Source organism: Peptostreptococcus russellii, from assembly GCF_900110295.1.
In the GTDB taxonomy this organism is placed as follows: domain Bacteria; phylum Bacillota; class Clostridia; order Peptostreptococcales; family Peptostreptococcaceae; genus Peptostreptococcus; species Peptostreptococcus russellii_A.
In genome coordinates this window covers 1-7699 of record NZ_FODF01000033.1, presented here as the reverse complement: position 1 = coordinate 7699, position 7699 = coordinate 1, and the positions used below count along the sequence as shown (strand labels likewise).

Genomic DNA, 7699 nt, shown 5'->3' with positions numbered 1-7699 from the left:
TATGCTATAGACTTTTTTATCATTAACGTAATCAGGCATCTTAATGGTATTGATAAAATCTATTCTAAAAGGCAGAACATTCCCATCATTGATGGCATCTACAATGGTATAAGTATGTAGCTTTTCTCCAAAGGCCTGCTCGGTTGTACGGAGCAATGGGTTACCTCCTGAACTAGCATTGGCAGCAAAAATTGGGGTTCCCGTAAAGCCGAAGATATGATAGTTCTTAAAGCTCTTCGTGATAGCTTGATGCATTTCACCAAATTGGGAACGGTGGCACTCATCAAAAATCAGTACCACATGTTTCTTGTAAATATCATGCTGTTTGTTTTTACGGATGAATATATCCAGCTTCTGAATAGTGGTTACAATGATTTTGTATTCATGAGGATTTCCTTTTTCGTCCCTGTCTTCCAATTGTCTTTGAAGAACTCTTGTAGACGTATTACCGTTAGCAGCCCCTTTTTCAAAACGGTCATATTCCTTCATGGTCTGATAATCCAGATCTTTACGGTCAACGACAAACAGTACCTTGTCTATGTAAGGCAAGGCAGAAGCTAATTGAGCTGTCTTAAAACTGGTCAATGTCTTACCAGAGCCTGTTGTATGCCAGATATATCCTCCAGCTGCAGTTGTGCCCATCTTCTTGTAGTTGGTTGATACTACAATACGTGATAATATACGTTCTGCAGCAGCTATTTGATAAGGACGCATTACAAGGAGCAGATCTTCAGATGTAAAAATACAATATTTTGTTAGTATATTTAAGAGGGTATGCTTGGCGAAAAATGTCTTAGTAAAGTCCACAAGATCAGGAATAATTTTGTTGTTTGCATCTGCCCAGTAGCTTGTAAACTCAAAACTGTTGCTTGTTTTTTTACTTCTTCGACGCTCACTGTTTCTTTGTTCTTCGATATGAGCGTTTCTTGTGGTGTTGCTATAATACTTTGTATGGGTGCCATTTGAGATTACGAATATTTGTACATACTCAAATAAACCAGAAGAGGCCCAAAAGCTGTCACGCTGGTATCTTTTTATCTGGTTGAAAGCTTCACGGATAGCAACACCACGACGCTTTAACTCCACATGAACAAGGGGAAGTCCATTGACAAGTATAGTCACATCATATCGGGTTTCATGCTTGCCACCTGCTTCTTCGTATTGATTAATAACCTGCAAGCGATTGTTATGGATATTCTTTTTATCCAAAAGGTATATGTTCTTTGTTGTTCCATCTTCACGTTTTAGAATCTGGATATGGTCATCTTGAATCTTTCTAGTTTTCTCAACAATCCCTTCATTTGTATTGGCAATACATTCTGTGAAAAATCTATCCCATTCACTGTCAGTAAAGGTGAAGTCATTAAGCAGTTCAAGTTGCTTTCGGAGATTTTCTATCAATGCAGCTTCATTGTGCACTGAAATATATTCATATCCTTGGGAAGTCAGTTGCTTAATAAACTCCCGCTCAAGTTCTGCCTCGCTCTGATACTTTTCAGGTCGGACATTATATTCAGCTGCGTATTCGGCAACAACCGTTGCTTCATCAGTACTGGCAACGATATTGTATATACTCATGCCTTCACCTCCTTGAAAGATAACAGTTTATCTCTGTAATATTCATACTGCTTTTGACGTGCTTCAATTTCAGCAGGAATGCCGCTGGTTAAGTCGTTGCAGAGAGCGTCAAAGCGATCGAGGATAGCTACGATGCGTTCCTGCTCTTTTATAGGAGGGAGGGGAACTTTATATTTATCTGTTACAGGAATTGATATTTGTGGCATTTGCATATTATTAGCTATACGTTGAAAATAGTTCACATTTTTTGAAAGATAGTAGTATACAAATTTAATATTGACATTTTTATTTTCACTATAATATGACCAGAATTCATTTTTATGGCTAAATGGCTTATCATAATACTCAAATTCAATAATTCCACGTGACTTAACAATTATAGAAGGGTTTAAATTAATATCTTTTTTTGGGATATCTTTAAAATCAACATCCGCATAAGTTTTACCACCAGCAAATATTCGTACTTCACCATTCTCTTTATGTAATTGTCTCATTTTTTGTGCTGTTATATTTGTTCCCTTTGTACGTATTAAAAGATCACTTATAGCAAGTCTTGGCACATCATCATCAAATGTCAGCAGCAGATCCCTATAATACTCATACTGCTTTCTTCTTGCTGTAAGCTCTGCTGTAAGCTCTGCTGTAAGCTCTGCTGTAAGCTCTGTGAAATTGTCCAGAATACGGACAATTTCCTGCTGCACAGGTAGAGGGGGAAGGGGAATTTTAATGTTTTTTGCAATAGTCCAATGACGATTATATCCTCTTGATGGGATGTCAATATTGCAAAAAGCATAATAAATATACTTTGTGTTTAAATCTTCAGTAACGGGAATAAATACTTTTGTTCCACTATCACCTTGGGCAAATTTCCGATCTGCATATTTAACAACTCTCGTATGATCTCCAAAAATAATACAAGGCAATATAGGTGGTACAGCAGATTCGTCATCAGTATATCCAGCAATATACACTTGGCTTTGGTCTATTATTGGGATATCTCCATTATCTTTGTAATATTTCTTTGAAATACTATTAGGAGCATTATTGTTTTTTAGCACTTCTCCTAAGGGTATATATTCCACCCCATTAGGGCAAAGTTCAGCAATCAATTCATCTAATTTACTCATTTGCCCACCTCAATTTCCGCAATAATCTTATCAATTTCTTCCCGTAAAACCTGTTCTCTCGCCACAATTTTTTCTATCTCAGCATTGAGGGCAACAATATCAATCTTTTCTCTGGTATCCTCTTGTTCCACATAGGTAGAAACAGACAGGTTATAGTCTTGTTCAGCAATTTCGCTGTTTGGCACAAGCCTAGCAAAATGCTCTATATCTTTTCTATCTTTGAATGCGTTAAGAATGGTTTCAATGTTCTCCTGTGTCAGCTTGTTGTTATTCGTAACCTTAACAAATTCCTTTGATGCATCGATAAATAAGGTGCTATTTTCCGATTTAGACTTCTTCAGCACCATAATGCAGGTAGCAATGCTGGTACCATAAAACAAGTTATCCGGTAACTGAATGATACAGTCGATATAGTTATTGTCAATCAGGTATTGTCTGATTTTCTTTTCAGCGCCTCCGCGGTACATTACACCAGGGAAACAAACGATAGCCGCTGTTCCGTTTGTCGCAAGCCATGAGAGACTATGCATAATAAAAGCAAGGTCTGCCTTGGATTTAGGCGCCAGTACTCCCGCTGGAGAAAAACGGGGATCGTTAATCAAAATAGGATCACTATCGCCCTTCCACTTAATGGAGTAAGGTGGATTTGATACAATGGCTTCAAAAGGCTCATCATCCCAATGTTGCGGATCTGTTAGCGTGTCACCAAGGGCAATATCAAATTTGTCATAATCAATATCGTGCAGGAACATATTAATTCTGCACAGGTTGTAGGTTGTAATGTTGATTTCCTGACCGAAAAACCCTTGACGTACATTCTCTTTTCCCAAGATTTTGGCAAACTTTAAGAGTAAAGATCCAGAACCGCAAGCGGGGTCATATACCTTGTTGACTTCAGTTTTTCCTACTAATGTTAAGTGGGTAAGGAGTTCAGAAACCTCCTGCGGCGTATAGTATTCACCACCACTTTTTCCTGCATTGGATGCATACATACCCATTAAAAATTCATAAGCATCACCGAATGCATCTATGGTATTGTCTTTGTAATCTCCCAGCTTCATTTCTCCAACAGAATTCATTAGCTTAACCAGCTTTTCATTACGCTTTACTACAGTGTTACCTAGCTTATTGCTGTTAACATCAATATCGTCAAACAGACCTTTGAAATTATCTTCGCTTTCTGTTCCTTGGGCAGATGCTTCTATATTACTGAAAATCTGCTCTAGTGTTTCATTTAAGTTTTCATCGTCCTTAGCACGAGCTCGAACATTTTCAAAAAGCTCGCTGGGTAAAATAAAGAAGCCTTTTGTCTTAACTAAATCCTCTCGTGCCTGTTCTGCTTCTTCGTCGGATAGCTTGGCATAATCAAATTCCGTATTGCCAGCTTCCCATTCTCCGGCGTTAATATAGGCAGTAATATTTTCAGATATGTAGCGGTAAAACAGCATACCTAGAACATATTGCTTAAAGTCCCATCCATCTACACTGCCTCTTAGATCATTTGCCATATTCCATATCGTGCGGTGTAATTCCGCCCGTTCCTGTTCTTTTCTGTTATTTTCCATAACTCTACTCCCTTTCTTCAACCATATTTGGCACTAATTCCATGATATCTTTAAAATCAACGCCAAGCGCCGTACAAACCTTTACAAGAACGTCCATACTGACATATTCGTTTTTAGAAAGCTTTGAAATTGACGATGGACTTATTCCCGCAGCAGCTTGTAAATCTTTCTTCTTCATATCGCGGTCTATTAACAATTTCCAAAGCTTTTTATAGCTAACGGTCATCTTGGTCACCTCTTTATATATGTTTTTTCCATTATAGCACATTTTCTTCAAAAATAACATGATTATTCTGTGTTTGTGAAGTAATTTTACAATGTTAACAAAGATAATGATAGTTGTGTATGCCTTTCATTTTTCTCTTTTATTCAAATAAATACTTTTAGACAAAAAAGTCTTTAAGTCTATTTGTAAAACCAAAGGCAAAGTTATAACATTCAGCCTTCTTAAATTTAATACCACTTTCGCTTAAATTTGAGCAAAAGCATAAACATTACAGCCGTCTTTTCTGGAAAAAAGACAGGCTGTTTTTTTATTTTAGGGGTTCGAATCAATAGAATTCTTCGCTTATAGATGAGGAAAAAAATTTTTTTCTAAAATCCTCAACTAATATGTTCTACCAAGGCTATAAGGTGAGAGGAAAAATAATCCCCCAATGAAAGGATAGTTTTTCTCTCACTGCTCCTTGACAACTGAATACCCCGAAATGCAAGAGATATTTCAAGCAGAATATGCCATGACGATAATTCCGAGCGTATTCCTTGAAAGATAACGAGGTTGTGTCAAACAAGGCAAACCCTCTGGAACCGTAGCGTTTTGGGTCATTTATAACAGGCAAGGAGGTGAAATAACTGAATACACAATACGAGAACTTGCCACAGGTGCTTAAAGATATGCCACAGTTTTGCTGTTGGAAATATGAAGAGCGAAGCGGCAGAAAAACCAAAGTTCCCTATAACCCGGTAACAGGAAAAAGGGCAAAAGCAGATCAGCGGAGTACATTTAAAGATTTTAGTTCTGCGGTTGCTGCTGTAAGTGATTATGAAGGTATCGGATTTTTGGTGGGTAATGACATATGTGTTATCGACTTAGATGATTGCTTTGATAACAGCGGTAAGCTTAAGCCTATTTCCCAAAGTGTTGTAGAGGCTTTTAGTAGTTGCTATATGGAACACAGTCCATCTGGGAAAGAGCTGCATATTTTCTTTAAGGCCACAGGCTTTAACTTTGACAAAACAAAATATTATATCAACAACAGAAAGCTGGGAGTTGAGGTCTATGTGGCTGGAGCAACAAACCGCTTTGTTACCGTAACGGGCAATGTGTATGCAGATGGTGCTACAACTCGAAACGGTAAAGGTACGCTATGTGAGAGCATTCTTAAGGTATTAGGCAGTTATGGCTGTACCGCAAGGCCGGAGACTATCAGTCTGAAAAAGAACAATAACAGTTCAAGTCCAAGTGAAGATATTGCCCGGCTTGCAGGAGTACGCTTTGTGAATATCTCCGAACCTAGCAGAGGACTTGTCCTAAATGCTGCACAGGTAAAAAGCATGACAGGTGGTGACACCATCAATGCAAGGTTTCTACATGAGAATTCTTTTGACTTTTCACCAAAGTTTAAGCTGTATATCAACACCAATTATCTGCCCGTTATTACGGATATGACACTGTTTTCCAGTGGCAGAGTGGTAATCATCCCTTTTGAACGACACTTTGATGAAAGCGAGCAGGATAAAAACTTAAAACGTGAATTCGCCAAAGCGAAGAATCAGAGTGCTATCCTCAACTGGCTAATTGAAGGCTATCAGTTGTTAAAGAAGGAAGGCTTGACTTTACCTGATTCTGTTAAGACAGCAACGGAGGCTTATAAACGTGACAGCGATAAAATAGCATTATTTTTCGAGGATGCCTTGGAGGAAAGTCCTAACAGTGAGGTGCGGACATCCGAAGTGTATGCCCGGTATCAGCGGTGGTGTAGTGCCAATGGATGTTATTCGGAGAATGCAAGAAACTTCAAACAGGCATTAACAGCTATCGCCCGTGTAGAACGGAAACGACCACGTTCTGGTGGTGGAATGACCACAATGCTTATCGGATATAAGCTGACAGAAGAAGAATTTCTTCTTATTTAAACACAGTGTAGCAGCTTGTAGCAAGAAAAACAGGTTATATAAAAAATCGCTCTCGTATAGAGAGTTTAGTTTTTACCTGCTACATCTTGCTACAAAGCTTAATACTACTAAAAACAATGGATACAACTCCATGTGTTAATACCTGCCCCTAGGGGAGGTCAAATCTCCACACTTTTTCATCTGGACAACGGGCGTGGGGCAATGCGTAAAAAAACGCGGTTTCAAACAGGGTATATACCCCACAATCCATTTAAATTTAGGAGGTAAACGATTATGGCAACATCAACAACTTATAATAGAGCGTTTTGGAATGTTATGAAAGGAAAAGAAGAAAATAATCAAAATCTAAGCGAGGGCTTTGATAATGCAGGAGCCTATGTCGCACCAGACGAGTTCCGAGAAGGCTTTAACACTGCTTTGGCAAAGGAGAATATATTCCGCAGATTTGCTACTGTTATCAATCTATCTTCTGCAGAAGGTAAAATTCAAGCGGTGTCTTCAACGGGTACAGCAGATTGGGTTGAAGACGGAGATCCAATCCCCGAAAGTGCCGATACATTTACACAGTTTCTGGTGAAATCATACAAGCTTGCATCTCTTGTCAAGCTAAACCGCTCATTCGTCACCGATATGAACTTTAATCTTGAAAAATATTTGACGGGTGATTTTGCGAAGCGTTTTGGCAAGGGTGAGGAAAATGCATTGCTTAATGGAAATGGCACAACACAGCCAACAGGCATTCTTACGGCAGACGCAGATGTAACTACAGCAGACAGTGTTACCATTTCTTTTGATGAGATTACTTCTCTGTACTTTTCATTAAAAGATGAATATCGCAACAACGCTGTGTTTATCATGCACGACAATACTGCCATGCTTCTTAGAACTCTCAAGGATACAAGCGGCAGTTATCTGTGGAACTCTTCCGATAATACCATCTTCGGAAAGCCTGTAATTACCTCTCCATATATGCCTACAGTATCAGCAGGAGCGAAAAGCATTGTATTTGGAGATTTATCATACTACTGGCTGATTGAGCGTCAGCCAATAACCATAAAGAAATTAAGTGAGTTATATGCATTGCAGGGACAAATCGGCTTTTCCGCTTATGAGAGATTGGATGGCAGGCTGATTCAACCGGATGCTCTGAAAATATTACAAATAAAAGCTTAAATAATGGATTAGGCACTGAGTCATCAATTCGGCTCAGTGCCAGTTCCATCAAAACATCGGACAGGAGGTCACGATATGGAAAATCAAAGTAACAGCCGCACAACCAAATCCGATATCGGA

At 38.7% G+C, this 7699-nt stretch carries 6 protein-coding genes; 2 read left to right on the top strand and 4 right to left on the bottom strand.

The genetic code is table 11. The features are described from left to right. The 4 genes from BMY82_RS08815 to BMY82_RS08800 form a co-directional block, all read right to left on the bottom strand. Positions 1 to 1578: type I restriction endonuclease subunit R (locus BMY82_RS08815; RefSeq protein WP_144019735.1), on the bottom strand; the 1578-nt coding region annotated here is incomplete at its 3' end. Then, positions 1575 to 2705, bottom strand: coding sequence for a restriction endonuclease subunit S (locus tag BMY82_RS08810; RefSeq protein ID WP_091976183.1), 1131 nt, complete (start codon positions 2703 to 2705; stop codon positions 1575 to 1577). The genes BMY82_RS08815 and BMY82_RS08810, both read right to left, overlap by 4 nt. Then, complete coding sequence (locus tag BMY82_RS08805; RefSeq protein WP_091976182.1) at positions 2702 to 4270, bottom strand: type I restriction-modification system subunit M; 1569 nt, start codon at positions 4268 to 4270, stop codon at positions 2702 to 2704. The genes BMY82_RS08810 and BMY82_RS08805 overlap by 4 nt, the downstream gene beginning before the upstream one ends. A gap of 4 nt (positions 4271 to 4274) precedes the next feature. Continuing rightward, a complete protein-coding gene (locus BMY82_RS08800) occupies positions 4275 to 4496 on the bottom strand; it encodes a helix-turn-helix domain-containing protein (RefSeq protein WP_013810668.1) in 222 nt (73 codons plus the stop codon). Positions 4497 to 5152: 656 nt separating this feature from the next. Between BMY82_RS08800 and BMY82_RS08795 the strand changes: the two genes are divergently transcribed. Both BMY82_RS08795 and BMY82_RS08790 read left to right on the top strand, forming a co-directional pair. Next, complete coding sequence (locus BMY82_RS08795) at positions 5153 to 6406, top strand: phage/plasmid primase, P4 family (protein ID WP_242938953.1); 1254 nt, start codon at positions 5153 to 5155, stop codon at positions 6404 to 6406. Between the two features lie 273 nt (positions 6407 to 6679). Next, positions 6680 to 7579, top strand: a complete 900-nt coding sequence (locus BMY82_RS08790; protein WP_091976180.1) for a phage major capsid protein — start codon at positions 6680 to 6682, stop codon at positions 7577 to 7579. Positions 7580 to 7699 lie beyond the last annotated feature (120 nt).